16 protein-coding genes are annotated in these 13,011 nt (G+C 71.4%); 4 read left to right on the forward strand and 12 right to left on the reverse strand.

What is annotated here, in order from left to right; all coding sequences use genetic code 11:
• Positions 1-86: 86 nt before the first annotated feature.
• Positions 87-512 carry a DUF1761 domain-containing protein gene (locus V1227_RS14615; protein WP_329793113.1) on the forward strand — a complete coding sequence of 142 codons (426 nt, stop codon included), beginning with the start codon at positions 87-89 and terminating at the stop codon, positions 510-512.
• On the opposite strand, the gene V1227_RS14620 is transcribed toward V1227_RS14615, so the two are convergent.
• Genes V1227_RS14620 through V1227_RS14650 form a run of 7 tightly spaced genes read right to left on the reverse strand, consistent with a single transcriptional unit; the run spans position 509 to position 5,503 of the window.
• Complete coding sequence (locus V1227_RS14620; protein WP_442916492.1) at positions 509-949, reverse strand: PH domain-containing protein; 441 nt, start codon at positions 947-949, stop codon at positions 509-511. The two genes, V1227_RS14615 and V1227_RS14620, sit on opposite strands and share 4 nt — an antisense overlap.
• Positions 946-1,443 (reverse strand): 6,7-dimethyl-8-ribityllumazine synthase, encoded by a 498-nt coding sequence (ribH, locus tag V1227_RS14625; protein ID WP_236219976.1) that lies wholly within the window; start codon positions 1,441-1,443, stop codon positions 946-948. The genes V1227_RS14620 and ribH overlap by 4 nt, the downstream gene beginning before the upstream one ends.
• Positions 1,440-2,702, reverse strand: a complete 1,263-nt coding sequence (locus V1227_RS14630) for a bifunctional 3,4-dihydroxy-2-butanone-4-phosphate synthase/GTP cyclohydrolase II (protein ID WP_236219975.1) — start codon at positions 2,700-2,702, stop codon at positions 1,440-1,442. The genes ribH and V1227_RS14630 overlap by 4 nt, the downstream gene beginning before the upstream one ends.
• Positions 2,699-3,319 carry a riboflavin synthase gene (locus tag V1227_RS14635; RefSeq protein WP_329793115.1) on the reverse strand — a complete coding sequence of 207 codons (621 nt, stop codon included), beginning with the start codon at positions 3,317-3,319 and terminating at the stop codon, positions 2,699-2,701. The genes V1227_RS14630 and V1227_RS14635 overlap by 4 nt, the downstream gene beginning before the upstream one ends.
• A gap of 8 nt (positions 3,320-3,327) precedes the next feature.
• On the reverse strand, positions 3,328-4,311 hold the full coding sequence (gene ribD, locus V1227_RS14640) for a bifunctional diaminohydroxyphosphoribosylaminopyrimidine deaminase/5-amino-6-(5-phosphoribosylamino)uracil reductase RibD (protein WP_329794025.1): 984 nt from the start codon (positions 4,309-4,311) through the stop codon (positions 3,328-3,330).
• Between the two features lie 14 nt (positions 4,312-4,325).
• Complete coding sequence (gene rpe, locus V1227_RS14645; protein WP_329794026.1) at positions 4,326-4,976, reverse strand: ribulose-phosphate 3-epimerase; 651 nt, start codon at positions 4,974-4,976, stop codon at positions 4,326-4,328.
• Positions 4,977-5,002: 26 nt separating this feature from the next.
• On the reverse strand, positions 5,003-5,503 hold the full coding sequence (locus tag V1227_RS14650) for a flavoprotein (RefSeq protein ID WP_329793116.1): 501 nt from the start codon (positions 5,501-5,503) through the stop codon (positions 5,003-5,005).
• An 87-nt stretch (positions 5,504-5,590) separates the two neighbouring features.
• Here V1227_RS14650 and V1227_RS14655 point away from each other — a divergent pair, with 87 nt between their 5' ends.
• Positions 5,591-6,592, forward strand: a complete 1,002-nt coding sequence (locus V1227_RS14655) for a hypothetical protein (protein ID WP_329793117.1) — start codon at positions 5,591-5,593, stop codon at positions 6,590-6,592.
• A 152-nt stretch (positions 6,593-6,744) separates the two neighbouring features.
• Here the strand turns inward: V1227_RS14655 and V1227_RS14660 are convergent, their stop codons facing one another.
• The 4 genes from V1227_RS14660 to V1227_RS14675 all read right to left on the reverse strand — a co-directional run bounded on the left by V1227_RS14660 (position 6,745) and on the right by V1227_RS14675 (position 9,919).
• Positions 6,745-8,181 (reverse strand): RsmB/NOP family class I SAM-dependent RNA methyltransferase, encoded by a 1,437-nt coding sequence (locus V1227_RS14660; protein ID WP_329793118.1) that lies wholly within the window; start codon positions 8,179-8,181, stop codon positions 6,745-6,747.
• A gap of 64 nt (positions 8,182-8,245) precedes the next feature.
• A complete protein-coding gene (gene fmt / locus V1227_RS14665; RefSeq protein ID WP_236219970.1) occupies positions 8,246-9,172 on the reverse strand; it encodes a methionyl-tRNA formyltransferase in 927 nt (308 codons plus the stop codon).
• Positions 9,173-9,174: 2 nt separating this feature from the next.
• Positions 9,175-9,723, reverse strand: a complete 549-nt coding sequence (gene def, locus V1227_RS14670) for a peptide deformylase (protein ID WP_090098011.1) — start codon at positions 9,721-9,723, stop codon at positions 9,175-9,177.
• Positions 9,724-9,769: 46 nt separating this feature from the next.
• Positions 9,770-9,919 (reverse strand): hypothetical protein, encoded by a 150-nt coding sequence (locus V1227_RS14675; RefSeq protein ID WP_329793119.1) that lies wholly within the window; start codon positions 9,917-9,919, stop codon positions 9,770-9,772.
• A gap of 264 nt (positions 9,920-10,183) precedes the next feature.
• Between V1227_RS14675 and V1227_RS14680 the strand changes: the two genes are divergently transcribed.
• Entirely contained in the window at positions 10,184-10,702 is a 519-nt protein-coding gene (locus tag V1227_RS14680; protein ID WP_329793120.1) for a DinB family protein, read from the forward strand.
• A gap of 1 nt (position 10,703) precedes the next feature.
• Here V1227_RS14680 and ggt read toward each other — a convergent pair whose 3' ends face one another.
• Positions 10,704-12,473, reverse strand: coding sequence for a gamma-glutamyltransferase (gene ggt, locus V1227_RS14685; protein ID WP_329793121.1), 1,770 nt, complete (start codon positions 12,471-12,473; stop codon positions 10,704-10,706).
• Positions 12,474-12,538: 65 nt separating this feature from the next.
• Between ggt and V1227_RS14690 the strand changes: the two genes are divergently transcribed.
• Positions 12,539-13,006, forward strand: a complete 468-nt coding sequence (locus tag V1227_RS14690) for a hypothetical protein (protein ID WP_329793122.1) — start codon at positions 12,539-12,541, stop codon at positions 13,004-13,006.
• Positions 13,007-13,011 lie beyond the last annotated feature (5 nt).

A 13,011-nucleotide genomic window follows, 5' to 3' on the forward strand; every position in this document is an offset into this window, starting at 1 on the left:
CGGTAATGCCGAAACCCGGACCACCGGTAACAGCTCACCACCACCCCGCGATGCCAAGTCACCCTGACCACCGCGGGAGACCCCACATGAGCTTGACCGTGCTAGGCGACCTGAACTGGCCGGCCGTTGTCGTGGCCACGATCGCCTACTTCGCGCTGGGCACGGTCTGGTACGCCGACCACGCCTTCGGCAGGGCCTGGGAACGGGCGTCCGGCTGGGACCTCAACAAGCCCGAGAAGACGAGTCCCGTCATCTACCTCGTGCCGCTGGCCACGTGTTTCATCCTCACGCTCGTCACCGCGATGATCGGCGCCGCCTCGGACACCGACACCGTCATGGAAGGTCTCCTGCTGGGACTCGTGATCGGTGTCGGCATCGCGTCGCCGGTCAGGTTCGTGACGGGCGCCTACGACATGACGAAGCCCGCACCGATCACCTTCGCGGCCATCGGAGCGGGCTATCACGTCGTCGGACTCACGCTCGCGGGCGCGATCCTCGGTCAGTGGACCTAGATGCGTGCTGCCTTGTGCAGCTCACGCAACGCGCGCACGGACGACACGGCGTACTCGCGGTCCACGGCCTGCACGGCCATCACCGAGATGTACTCGTCCTCCGGCAACTCCAGCCGGGCCCACGCGGCACCGTCCGGGAAGCTGACCGACAGCACGTCGTTCCAGTCGAAGTGGTGCGACGTCACCACGTTGCGCACGTCGATCCCCGTGGCGTCAGCGGTGACGCGCGGACGCGTCAGCAGGAGCACACCGCCCGCCAGCAGGAAGCCCAGCACGATCATGGCGATCTGGTCGGACGTCCGGAAGATCACGCCGGTCGGCGTGTTGCCCAGCAACAGGCCCACCACGGTGAACACCGCGATGAGACCGACCGCGCACGCCCACGCGACGCGGCGGATCTTCTTGGGGCGCAGCACGATTCGTTCCGCGGTCATCATTCGAAACCCCGCTCCGTCCACGGCTGGCGCAGGCCGCGCAGCACCAGTGCGGTGTCGATCGCGGCGACGGTCGCCTCGTAGCCCTTGTCCTCCACCGAGTCCGGCAGGCCGGCACGGGCGAGCGCCTGCTCCTCGGTGTTGGTGGTCAGCACGCCGTTGCCCACGGGCGTCGACTCGTCGAGGGCGACGCGCGTGAGCCCGTCGGTCACCGAGTCGCACACGTACTCGAAGTGCGGGGTGCCACCGCGGATGACCACGCCCAGCGCGACCACCGCGTCGTGGTGGCGCGCCAGTTCCTGCACCACGACGGGGAGCTCGATCGCCCCCGCCACGCGCACGACGGTCGTGTCGACGCAGCCCGCGTCCTCGGCGGCCTTGAGGGCGCGCTCGACGAGCTGGTCGGTGATCTTGGTGTGCCAGCGCGTCGCCGCGATCGCGACGCTCAGGCCCCTGCCGTCGAGCTTCGTCTGCTCTGGACGGCCCTCGCCGCTCATTCCTGGTCCTCCGTTGCGGAAACGACGGCCTCGTACTGCTCCAGCTGGTTCAGCTCGTGGCCCATCCTGTCGCGCTTGGTGCGCAGGTACCGCAGGTTCTCCGGGTTCGGGGAGATCGGCAGCGGCACCCGGTCCAGCACGCGCAGACCGTATCCGGCCTCCAGGCCGACGCGCTTGGCCGGGTTGTTCGTCAGCAGCCGCATGGACTTGATGCCGAGCTCCACGAGGATCTGCGCGCCCGTGCCGTAGTCGCGCGCGTCGGCCGGCAGGCCCTGGACGAGGTTCGCGTCCACGGTGTCCGCGCCCTCGTCCTGCAGCTGGTAGGCCTGCAGCTTGTGCATCAGGCCGATGCCGCGGCCCTCGTGGCCGCGCATGTAGAGCACGACACCGCGTCCTTGCGCCGCGACGGCTTCCAGCGCCGCGTCGAGCTGCGGACCGCAGTCGCACCTCAACGACCCGAGCACGTCACCGGTGAGGCACTCGGAGTGCACGCGCACCAGCACGTCCTCGCCGTCGCCGATCTCGCCGTACACCATCGCGACGTGCTCGATGCCGTCGAGCAGGCTGTCGTAGCCGTACGCGGTGAACACGCCGTGCGCGGTCGGGATGCGGGCCTCGGCGGCGCGCACGACCTGGGTCTCGACGCGGCGGCGGTACGCGATCAGGTCGGCGATCGTGACCAGCGCGAGGTCGTGGTCCGCGGCGAAGACCTCGAGCTCCTCGCGACGGGCCATGTCCTCCTCGACCTTCTGCGACACGATCTCGCAGAGCACGCCGGCGGGTGCCAGGCCCGCGAGACGCGCCAGGTCGACGGAGGCCTCGGTGTGGCCGGGCCTGCGCAGCACGCCGCCGTCCTTGGCACGGAGCGGGACGACGTGACCGGGCCGGTTGAAGTCGGTGGCCTTCGCGGTCGGGTCGGCCAGCAACCGGATCGTGCGGGCGCGGTCCGCGGCCGAGATGCCGGTGCTGACGCCCTCGCGCGCGTCCACCGTGACCGTGTACGCGGTGCCGCGCTGGTCCTGGTTCGTGTGGTACATCGGCGGCAGGTCGAGGCGGTCGCAGTCGGAGTCCGTCAGCGCCACGCAGACGTACCCGGACGTGTAGCGGACCATGAACGCGAGCAGCTCCGGCGTCGCCTTCTCGGCGGCGAAGATGAGGTCGCCCTCGTTCTCGCGGTCCTCGTCGTCGACGACGACCACGGGCCGTCCGGCGGCGATGTCGGAGATCGCGCGCTCGATCTCGGCGAAGTCGGTGCTCATTGGGCCTCCTCGCCCGCGATGGCCCGCAGGTGCGGGATCGCCAGTCGTTCAACGTACTTCGCCAGCACGTCGACCTCCAGGTTCACCAGGTCGCCGGGCAGCCGGTGCCCGAGCGTGGTGAGTTCGAGGGTCGTCGGGATGAGGCTCACGGTGAACTCGTCCTCGCTGACGGTCACGACCGTCAGCGAGACCCCGTCGACCGTGATGGAGCCCTTCTCGACGACGTAGCGGGCGAGGGTCGGCGGGAGTCCGATGTGGACGATCTCCCAGTGCTCGGCCTTCTCGCGCGCGAGGATGGTGCCCGTGCCGTCGACGTGACCCTGCACGATGTGGCCGCCGAGGCGCTGGCCGACCGCGGCCGCGCGCTCCAGGTTGACCTTGTCGCCCCGGGCGACCTTCGCGAGGCTGCTGCGCGTGAGGGTCTCGCGCATCACGTCCGCGGTGAAGGTGCCGTCCGCGACCTCCACGACGGTGAGGCAGACGCCGTTCACCGCGATGGAGTCGCCGTGCTTCGCGTCGCTGGTCACGATCGGCCCGGCGATGCGGACCCGTGCCGCGTCGGCCAGGTCCTCCGTCGCGACGACCTGGCCGAGTTCCTCGACGATCCCGGTGAACACCGCTCCTCCTAAGTTTGCGGAACCGCGCTGATCCGCAAGTCCGGTCCGCTCATGCTGACGTCTTCCACAGTCAACCGGACAGCATCCGTGATGGTCGACACGCCCGCGTCCAGCACCGCCGCGGGACCATCCCCGAGCAGCGCCGGAGCGATGTAGGCGAGCACGCGGTCGACCCTGCCGGCCCGCCAGAACGCACCGGCCAGCGTCGGCCCGCCCTCCAGCAGCACCTCGACGACGCCCCGTCCGGCGAGGGCGGTCAGCACCTCGTCCGGGTCGTGCGTGCGCAGGTGCAGCGCGGTGTGCCGGAGCTTCGCCCCACCCGGCAGGTCGCTCATGCCCACGACCACGGGCAACGGCTGGCGGGCCAGCGGCATTCCGCCCGCGTCCCTGGCCGTGAGCGCCGGGTCGTCCTTGATGACGGTGTTCGTGCCGACGACGATCGCGTCGAGCTTCGCGCGCAGGTCGTGGACCTCCTTGCGGGAGGTCTCCGAGCTGATCCACCGGCTCGTGCCGTCCCGCGCCGCGATCCGTCCGTCGAGCGAGGCCGCGTACTTCCACGTGACGTGCGGACGGCCCGTGCGCGCGTAGTGCAGCCACGCCCTGAGAGGGCCGGTGCTGACTTCGCGTTCCATCACGCCGCTTTCGACCGTGACGCCGGCTTTCCTGAGCACGGACGCTCCGCCCGCCGCCTTCGGGTTCGGGTCGCTGACCGCGTGGACGACGTGCTTGATGCCTGCTTCGAGAAGGGCCTCGGTGCACGGCGGTGTGCGGCCGTAGTGCGAACACGGCTCAAGGGTGACCACGGCCGTGCCGCCCCGTGCTTTCGTGCCCGCTTCCTTGAGCGCCATGACCTCGGCGTGCGCACCACCGGCCGGCCGCGTGCCGCCGAACCCGACCGCCCTGCCGGCGTCGTCGAGGATGACGCACCCGACCGGCGGGTTGGGGCTGGTGGTGCCCCTCACCCGCTCGCTCTCCGCGATGGCGAGAACCATCGCGTCCTCGGGTGTCACCTCGCCCCGGCTGCCTGCGCGCGCAGGGCTTCCACGGCCTTGCCGGGGTCGGCGGCGTCGTACACGGCGGAGCCCGCGACGAAGCAGTCCACCCCGGCCTGCGCGGCCTGCTCGATCGTGTCGGCGTTGATGCCGCCGTCGATCTCCACCAGCAGCTTGAGGTGCCCGGTGTCGACGAGGTGGCGCGCCTGGCGCACCTTGTCCAGCACGTCGGCCATGAAGCTCTGGCCGCCGAAGCCCGGCTCGACCGACATGACGAGCAGCGTGTCGTAGTGCTTGAGGACCTCGACGTACGGCTCGAGCGGGGTGCCCGGCTTGATGCTGAGGCCCGCCCTGCTGCCCGCGGCCTTGAGGTTCTTGGCGAGCGCGACCGGGTCGTTCGCCGCCTCGACGTGCACGGTCACGTTGTAGGCGCCCGCCTCGGCGTACCCGATGGCCCAGCGGTCGGGGTCCTCGATCATCAGGTGGCAGTCGATCGGGATGTCGGTGACCTTCAGCAGCGACTTCACCACGGGCAGGCCGAGGGTCAGGTTCGGCACGAAGTGGTTGTCCATGACGTCGACGTGGATCCAGTCCGAGGTGGGCACCGCGGCGAGCTCGTCGGCGAGGCGCGCGAAGTCGGCGGACAGGATGCTGGGGGCGATCATCGGCGTGTGGACCACAACGCTGGAGTCTAGGTGTCCAGAAGGTCGAGGAGCCTGCCGGGAGCCACGTCTGAGACCACGACGACACCCGCACCGATGAGTGTCGTGACGTGCGTCTCCCACATCGGGTGGCGACGCTTGTCCGCGTTGGCCTGGGGCATGACGACGACCTTGCAGCTCTCCACGCCGATGGCCTCGTTCAACGCCGTCAGCGCCTGGTTGTCGCCGATGCCCAGGGCCAGCTTGGTCACCGAGTTCGCGCTGGCGGGGGCGAAGACGAACGCGTCGGGGGTGGGATAGGGCTTGGGCTGGCTCGGCAGCCGCGGGTTCCAGCGGACCTCCAGGTCGGTGAGCGCCTGGATCTTCTCCAGCTCACCCGCCTCCTCGAACCACGGCACGACCGCGGGGGTGAGCGTGATGGCCAACCGCCACCCCCGTTGCACAGCGGGTTCGGCGAGTTCCGTGCGGAACCACGACTCGACGCCGCCACAAGCGGAAGCGACCAATCCGAGCAATCCACGGGTCGTCACCGCTGCGATGTTAGGCGGTCAAACTCGTCAGACCCTGCCGATAACGTTCCCACTGCGGGTGATCACCCGCACACTGAGGGGAGCAAGATGCGCAAGTGGAACCGGTGGCTCAGCGCCACCGCGATCTCGGCCGCCCTGGTGGCGGCCACCGCCCTGCCGGCGATGGCGGAACCGCCGCAGCGCACGGTGCCGTTGCCGCTGACGTCCTTCTCGGACATCGTGGTGGACCCGACGTTGGGACACGTGTTCGTGAGCAGCAGAACCGACCACGCGGTGGCCGTCACGGACCTGTCGGGCAACGTCGTCACCAAGCTGTCGAACCTGCCCGGCGCCACGGGCCTGGCGCTGAGCCCGGACGGCGGCACGGTCTTCGTCGCGCTGTCCCAGTACGGCGCGGTGGCCGCACTGGACACGCTGACGCTGACCGAACGCGCCCGCTACCCGGTCGGCGAGGTATGCCCGTCCGACCTGGCGATCTCGGGCAACCGCCTGTACTTCAGCCACGGCTGCAACCAGTGGGACGGCGGCATCGGCCGCGTCGGGTTCACCGGCGCGGAGGCCCGCACGGGCCTGGTGACCGGGCACTACAGCCCGCAGCAGCTGGCGTCGTCCCCGGCCAAGCCCGGCGTGCTGGTGACGGGTCAGCCGGGGCTCTCGCCCACGACGGTGCAGCTGCTGCGCGAGGAGGGGGACGGGCTCGTCGTCCAGGCCTCGACCCGCGAAGCGGGCAGCAACCTGCGTGACGTCGAGTTCTCGAAGGACGGCACGCAGGTCCACGTCGCGTCCGGTGCGCCGTACTACGTCCAGTCGTTCACGAGCGACACGCTCGCCGTGCGCGGCAGCTACAACACCGGTCCCTACCCGGTGGCGGTCTCGACGAGCGCCGACAGCGGTGCGCTCGCCGCGGGCGTCGACGACGACACGTCGGTGCGGCTCTTCCCGGCGGGTTCTCTGACCGAGTCCCGTTCCTACGAGGTGCGGGGGCTCTACCCGGCGGGTCTGGCGTGGGGTCCCGGCGGTCGGTGGGTCTACGCCGTCGGCGGTGCCTACACGAACCAGCCGCCGGCTCTGCACGTGCTGAAGTCCTGAGGTTTCACAACGGGAGGCCGGGCGGGCGCGTGCTCGCCCGGCCTTTCCTCGTCCGTCACCCGAACCGGTGAATCGCGGAGTCGTTGCGCCCCAGGACGAGCCGACGGGGCCCGGCACTGTCGGACCCCGTCGCTAACGTCGTTCCCGAGCGCTCAGGCAGGACGTCGCAGCACCGAGCAGAACATCGCATCGGTTCCGTGCAGGTGCGGCCAGAGCTGGACGTGCGGCCCGTCCCCGAGGTCCGGAACTCCGGGGAAGAGCTCGCGCGTGTCCAGCACCTCGGCCCCGCTCTTGCGGGCGACGTCGGTGACGACCCCGACTGTTTCGGAGAGATGAGGTGAACACACGACATAAGCCACGACGCCGCCGGGCCGCACCAGTCGCAACGCCTCGGTCAGCAGCTCCCGCTGCAGCTTCGTGAGCGTTCCGACATCGGCGGGCTGGCGCCTCCACCGCGCCTCCGGGCGCCGGCGCAGGGCACCGAGACCGGTGCAGGGCGCGTCGACCAGCACTCGGTCGAACGCCCCTTCCAGGAAGTCGGTCTCGCGGCCGTCGGCCACCTCCACGGTGACCGGCAGGCCGGTGGTGATCTTGCGGACGAGCTCGGCGCGGTGGGGTGCCTTCTCGACGGCGATCAGCTCGCCGCCTTCGAGGCCCACCAGTGCGGCCAGCAGGGCGGCCTTGCCGCCAGGGCCCGCGCAGAGGTCCAGCCAGCGGTCATCGGTGCCCTCGAGCGGCGCGCGAGTGAGGGCCAGCGCGCAGAGCTGGCTGCCCTCGTCCTGCACGTTGGCGAGGCGTTCCCGGACGGGCTCGAGATCGCCCGGGTCGCCCGCCCCGGCCTCCAGGTGCACGCCGTAAGGCGAGTACGGCGCCACGTCGCCGCCCACGATGGCGGCGAGCTCGTCGGCGCTCACCTCGCCAGGACGTGCCACGAGGTGCACGGCGGGCCGCGCGTCGTCGGCCTCGAGAGCCTGCTTCAACGGCTCCTCGCGGCTGCCGAGGGCCTCCGCGAACGCCTGCGCGATCCAGCGCGGGTGGGCGTGCGTGAAGGCCAGGTTGCCGACCGGGTCGGTGTCCGGGTCGGGTGCGAGCTCGTCGACCCAGGCGGCCTCGTCCTGCTCGGCGACCCGGCGCAGGACGGCGTTGACGAAGCCGGCGATGCCGGACCCGAGCTCGGCCCGCACGAGGTCGACGGTCGAGGCGACCGCGGCGTGGGACGGAATGCGCGTGCGCAGCAGCTGATACGCACCGAGCCGCAACGCGTCGAGCGCCGAGCCGTCCACCTCGGACAGCGGGCGGTCCGAGCACGCCTCGATGACGGCGTCGAGCAGGCCCTGGGCCCGCGCCGCGCCGTAGGTGAGCTCGGTGGCCAGAGCCGCGTCGCGACCGGTGATGCGACGGTCGCGAAGCAGCTGCGGCAGAACGAGGTTCGCGTACGCGTCGCGTTGGCGCACGGCGCGCAACGTCTCCAGTGCGGCGAGGCGTGCCGGGTCCTCCACGGGCGGCCGGGAGGGTCCGGTGCGCCGGCGCGGCGGGTGCGGCCTGCTCGGGCGGGAAGGCTTGGAAGCGCCTCGCGGGTGGCCGGTCATGCGCTGTGCTCCACTGTCCTGGGCCGCTCGACGGCGACGCTTGCCAAGCTCGGTCGGGAGCACGTCATGAGATGCGCTCCCCTGCTTCGATCCGGACGCCGCGGGCCCAGTCGGTCGCGGCCATGCGCTTCTTGCCCTGCGCCTGGACCTCGCCGAGGGCCACGGCGGTGGTCGCGGTGCCCACGAGCACGCGCTTGCGCTCGACGAGAACCTCGCCCGCGGGCAGCGTCACGTCGTCCACCGGCGTCACGGGCCCGAGCTTGAGGCGCTCGCCCCGGAACTCGGCCCACGCGCCGGGCTCCGGCGTCACGGCACGCGCCAGGCGGTCGACGGCCGTCGCGGGCGTCGTGAAGTCGAGGCGCGCGTCCTCGACGGCGATCTTCGGCGCGTAGGTCACGCCGTCGGAGGGCTGCTCGACCGCGCGGAGGGTGCCGTCCTCGATGCCGTCCACAGTGGACAGCAGCAGGTCGGCGCCGGAGATCGACAGCCGGGTCAGCAGGTCGCCGGAGGTGTCGCGGTCGCGCACCTTCTCGGTGACCACGCCGAAGACCGGGCCGGCGTCGAGCTCCTTGACGATCCGGAACGTCGAGGCGCCCGTGATGTCGTCGCCGTTGCGCACGGCGGCCTGCACCGGCGCCGCGCCGCGCCACGCGGGCAGCACGGAGAAGTGGAGGTTGACCCAGCCGAACTTCGGGACGTCGAGCGTCCGCTGCGGCAGGAGGTTGCCGTAGGCGACAACCGGGCAGACGTCGGGTTCCAGCGCGCGCAGGCGCTCCAGGAACTCGGGATCGCCCGCCTTGGCGGGCGTGAGGACCTCGATGCCGTGCTCGTCGGCGAGCGCGCCCACCGGGGAGCGCTCCAGCCTGCGACCGCGGCCGGAGGGGGCGTCGGGACGGGTGACCACGGCGACGACGTCGTGGCGGGAGGAGTCGATGAAGGCGCGCAACGAGGGCAGTGCGACCTCGGGCGTGCCGGCGAACACGAGTCGCATGGTCAGCTGGACCTGCCGAAGAGTGGGTGCGGGCTCTGCTTCAAGGTGGGCACCGTACCGTCGAACCACTCGGACTGCCGGATTTCGCGCATGGCCTGCTTGCGCGTCTCGGCGTCGAGGCGGTCGAGGAAGAGCACGCCGTCGAGGTGGTCGCTCTCGTGCTGGATGCAGCGCGCCAGCGTCTCGGTGCCTTCGACCTCGACGGGCTCGCCGTGCATGTTCCAGCCCTTGGCCACGACGTGCAGGTGGCGCTTGCAGTCCCACGACATGCCGGGGATGGACAGACATCCCTCGGAGCCGTCCTGCATCTCCTCGCCGACCACGTCCCACGTGGGGTTGACGAGGTGTCCCGCGAAGCCGTCGCAGTGGTAGGTGAACACGCGCAGCCCCACACCGAGCTGGGGCGCGGCGAGGCCGGCTCCGCCCGCGTCCTGCATCGTGTCCCACAGGTCCTTGACCAGGGTGCGCAGTTCCTTGTCGAAGTCGGTGACCTCGGCGGCCGCGGTGCGCAGCACGGGGTCGCCGAACAGGCGGATGGGTTGGACGGTCACGCAGTGCTCCTCGTGTGGACTGGAGGCCAGTCTACGAGGAGCGCGGTCAGTGCCCGGACGCGCTGCCGAGGAAGATCACGCCCACCAGCGCCACGACGAAGTGGCCGGTGAGGCGCAGGGCCGTCAGCACGGGCCGGAACACCGCGTGCAGGTCGAAGTGGGCTGCTCGGGAATGGGAGACCGTGGTTGTCGTCATGGCGTCAACTGTGCCGTTCGCGCAGGTCACCGCACATCAGCTCGTGGTATCGACCCCGCATCGGCCCGAGGTGGGAAGATCGGCCGCCCCGCTCGGCCGATAGGTGGACACCGCCGGGTCGGCAGGCTGATGCGGCCGCGCCGGGGCCTCGGCGTCGAAGGGGTCCCCGGACGCGGTGGCCACCGGACCTCCGAACCGGGCGGCGCCGTCTCGCCGGGCGGTAAAGAGATCGTCCGCGAGGGCGTCATCCGCTAGGCATGGTCCATGACCTGGAAGGCACCCGAAGTAGAACTGACCGAGGAACCGCTGGTCGGCGCCGAGCGCACGTTGCTGGAAGCGCTGCTGGACCGCCACCGGGCGATGTTCCTGCGCAACTGCGCGGGCCTCACCGGCGAGCAGCTCGCCACGGTGTCCGCGCCCCCGTCGAACCTGACGCTGCAGGGCCTGATCCGGCACCTCGCGGACGTGGAGCGCATGTGGTGGCGCATCCGGCTGGCGAGGCAGGACGTCGAGCCCCTCCACCGCGCGCCGGACGTTCCCGACCTCGCGTTCGGCGACCTGGACCCGGCCCGCGCCGAGGCCGAGTACGCCGAGCTCGTCGCCGAGATGGCCGAGGCCCGCGCCGCGGTGGCGGCGCGGGACCTCGACGACGTGTTCCTGCACGAGCAGGAGGGCGAGATGTCGGTGCGGTGGCTCTACCTCCACCTGATCGAGGAGTACGCGCAGCACAACGGCCACGCCGACCTCATCAGGGAACGCATCGACGGACGCACCAACGCCTAGCTCAGCCCACCGTCACCACGCGGGCCGCACCACCTCCGCGCCGGGTCGGTTCGGCCACGGCGCGCCAGCGGCCGTGGGAGGCCCGTTCGACGGCCGTCGCGGCGCCGATCTCGGCGTTCTGGCTGAACCTGTGCCCGATCGCCTGCAGGCCCGCGGTGGCCGAGGCGGCGAGGAACGCCGCTTCGGCCGGGGTGGTGGCCGCGTTGCGCTGCGAGGCGCGCGGGGCCGCCACCGCGTCGAGCAGGGACATCTTGCGGTCCAGGCGCGCGGTCAGGATCTGGGTGACCGTGGTGATGATGGTGGAGCCGCCCGGCGAGCCGACGGCGAGGACGACCTTGCCGTGGTCGAGGACGATGGTCGGGGCCATGGACGAGCGCGGGCGCTTGCCGGGGCCGGGGAGGTTCGGGTGCGGGACGCCCGGCGTGGGGGCGACGAACTCGAAGTCGGTGAGCTCGTTGTTGAGCAGGAAACCGCGGCCCGGCACCACGATGCCGCTGCCGCCCTCCGCCTCGATGGTGAGGGTGTAGGCGACGACGTTGCCCCAGCGGTCGGCGGTGGTGAGGTGCGTCGTGCGTTCGGCGTCCTCGCGCAGCGCGGAGATGCCCGCGGTGGCTTCACAGGCCTTGGGGTTGCGGGGGTCGGCGGCGGGCTGCGGGGCGGGCAGCACGGCGTCGGGCTTGATCAGGCACGCGCGGCTGTCGGCGAACTTCTGCGAGAGCAGACCCTCGGTCGGCACGCGCGAGAAGGCCGGGTCGCCGACCCAGCGCAGGCGGTCGGCGAAGGAGAGCTTCGTCGACTCGATGAAGCGGTGCAGGTACTCGACGTCGGAGGCCTTCGACAGGTCCGTTGACTCGAGGATGTTGAGGGCCTCGCCGACGGTGGTGCCGCCGGACGACGGCGCCGCCATGCCGTAGACGTCGAGGCCGCGGTAGCGCGTGTGCGTCGGGTCGCGGCGTTCGACCCGGTAGCGGGCCAGGTCGGAGAGCTGCATGTCGCCGGCGCGGACGTTGCGGGTCGATCCGGGCACGACCGGCGGCTGGCGCACGGCCTTCACCAGGTCGCGGCCGACGGCTCCGCCGTACAGCGACGCGAGTTCGGTGCGGGCGAGCTCGCGGTAGGTGTCGGCGAGCTGCGGGTTGCGGAACGTGCTGCCGATCGCCGGGGGCTGGCCGCCCGGCAGGAAGAGGTCGCGGGTCGAGGTGAAGTCGGCGAAGCGGGCGGCGTTGCTCGTGATCTGGGTGTTGAACGTCTTGTCGACGACGAACCCGCGCCGCGCCAGCGCTTCCGCGGGCGCCATGGCCTCCCGCAGGTCGAGCGTGCCCCACCGGCGCAGCGCCTGCTGCCACGTCTTCGGGGTGCCGGGGACGCCGACGGACAGGCCGCTGGTCATCGCCTCGGCGAACGGCAGGGGCTGGCCGTTCTCCACGAAGAGCTGGTCGGTGGCGGAGCGCGGCGCGGTCTCGCGTCCATCCAATGTGGACACGCGGCCGGTGCGGGCGTCGTAGTGGACGAAGAACCCGCCACCGCCGATCCCGGCGCTGAACGGGTCGGTCACGCCGAGCGCGGCGGCGGTGGCCACGGCGGCGTCGACCGCGTTGCCACCGCGGCGGAGCACATCGATGCCGATCTGGGACGCGTCGGGGTCGACGCTGGACACAGCGCCTCCCCAGCCCACCTGCTCGGGCACGCGTGGAGGTGGTTCCGCCGCACCTGCCGTGGCAGGGGCGACCAGTACGACGGAGAGCGTCAGTGCGGCAACCGTTCGCAACATGCGGAAACTTCTACTCCCTTGCGACCGGATGGCAACACCCCTTGAGGAAGGCCTAAGGTGCGGACGTGTCGATCGATCTTGACCAGTTGCGAACCACTTTCACGAACACCCCGCTCGACGAGGCCGACCGCGAGGAAGCGCTGCACCTCCTGCTGCGCGAACGCCGCGACGACGACGCCGACCTGCTGCGCCACCTGCTCGCCGAGGAGACCGCCGCCCACCAGGAGGGCTGGGGTGTGCGCGACGCGATGGTGCTCGCCGCCCTGCTGCTCGCGGAGTGCGGGCGCGAGGAGGACGTCTGGGCGCTCTGGGAGGCCAAGAACGCCTCGTTCGACACCATGGCGGGCCTCGACGGCTTCCTGCTGTTCCCGGCGGGCATCGCGGGCACGACGGCGCACGTGATCGCGAGCGAGCAGCACGCCGAGCGCGGCGACCTGATGACCTACATGAGCGAGTACCTCGAGTACGAGAAGCTCACCGACGAGGACATCCGCGAGCACATCGCGGGCCTGCGCTCCCACTACGAGGGCTGAAGCGC

The sequence above is a fragment of the Lentzea sp. DG1S-22 genome (assembly GCF_036321065.1).
Lineage (GTDB): Bacteria > Actinomycetota > Actinomycetes > Mycobacteriales > Pseudonocardiaceae > Lentzea > Lentzea jiangxiensis.

Bases quoted from the DNA above. Each gene is read 5' to 3' on its own strand.
- V1227_RS14680 (WP_329793120.1), top strand. From the start codon at position 10,184: ATGACCTGGAAGGCACCCGAAGTAGAACTGACCGAGGAACCGCTGGTC.
- ggt (WP_329793121.1), bottom strand. From the start codon at position 12,473: ATGTTGCGAACGGTTGCCGCACTGACGCTCTCCGTCGTACTGGTCGCC.
- V1227_RS14660 (WP_329793118.1), bottom strand. From the start codon at position 8,181: ATGACCGGCCACCCGCGAGGCGCTTCCAAGCCTTCCCGCCCGAGCAGG.
- fmt (WP_236219970.1), bottom strand. From the start codon at position 9,172: ATGCGACTCGTGTTCGCCGGCACGCCCGAGGTCGCACTGCCCTCGTTG.
- V1227_RS14620 (WP_442916492.1), bottom strand. From the start codon at position 949: ATGATGACCGCGGAACGAATCGTGCTGCGCCCCAAGAAGATCCGCCGC.
- V1227_RS14655 (WP_329793117.1), top strand. From the start codon at position 5,591: ATGCGCAAGTGGAACCGGTGGCTCAGCGCCACCGCGATCTCGGCCGCC.
- V1227_RS14615 (WP_329793113.1), top strand. From the start codon at position 87: ATGAGCTTGACCGTGCTAGGCGACCTGAACTGGCCGGCCGTTGTCGTG.
- ribH (WP_236219976.1), bottom strand. From the start codon at position 1,443: ATGAGCGGCGAGGGCCGTCCAGAGCAGACGAAGCTCGACGGCAGGGGC.
- ribD (WP_329794025.1), bottom strand. From the start codon at position 4,311: ATGGTTCTCGCCATCGCGGAGAGCGAGCGGGTGAGGGGCACCACCAGC.
- rpe (WP_329794026.1), bottom strand. From the start codon at position 4,976: ATGATCGCCCCCAGCATCCTGTCCGCCGACTTCGCGCGCCTCGCCGAC.
- V1227_RS14675 (WP_329793119.1), bottom strand. From the start codon at position 9,919: ATGACGACAACCACGGTCTCCCATTCCCGAGCAGCCCACTTCGACCTG.
- V1227_RS14630 (WP_236219975.1), bottom strand. From the start codon at position 2,702: ATGAGCACCGACTTCGCCGAGATCGAGCGCGCGATCTCCGACATCGCC.